This is a genomic window from Pleomorphomonas diazotrophica (genome assembly GCF_002844595.1).
GTDB classification, from domain to species: domain Bacteria; phylum Pseudomonadota; class Alphaproteobacteria; order Rhizobiales; family Pleomorphomonadaceae; genus Pleomorphomonas; species Pleomorphomonas diazotrophica.
The window spans coordinates 1-437 of sequence record NZ_PJNW01000035.1; the positions used below are offsets into that span (position 1 = coordinate 1).

Here is a 437-nt window from a genome sequence, read left to right on the forward strand (position 1 = left end):
TTGCGAATACTGCAAGTCTCTTTTCAAAGAGATTCAGGGTTCTCGAAATATAACCAGCCTATCTGGGAGATGAGCATGGCAGTAAAGGTCGCCATCAACGGTTTTGGTCGTATCGGTCGTAACGTTCTGCGCGCGATCGTCGAGTCCGGCCGCAAGGACATCGAAGTCGTCGGCATCAACGACCTTGGTCCGGTCGAGACCAACGCCCACCTGATCCGCTTCGACAGCGTTCACGGCCGCTTCCCGCATGAAGTGACCACCGGCGCCGACTGGATCGACGTCGGCACCGGCAAGATCAAGGTCACGGCCATCAAGGATCCGTCGACGCTGCCGTGGGGCGAGCTGGGCGTCGACGTCGCCATGGAATGCACCGGCATCTTCACCGCCAAGGACAAGGCGTCGATGCACCTGACCGCCGGCGCCAAGCGCGTGCTGGT

At 60.2% G+C, this 437-nt stretch carries 1 protein-coding gene; it reads left to right on the plus strand.

Annotated elements, in window-relative coordinates; genetic code table 11:
- Positions 1–75: 75 nt before the first annotated feature.
- On the plus strand, positions 76–437 hold a 362-nt coding region (locus tag CXZ10_RS21290), incomplete at its 3' end, for a glyceraldehyde 3-phosphate dehydrogenase NAD-binding domain-containing protein (protein WP_245412982.1).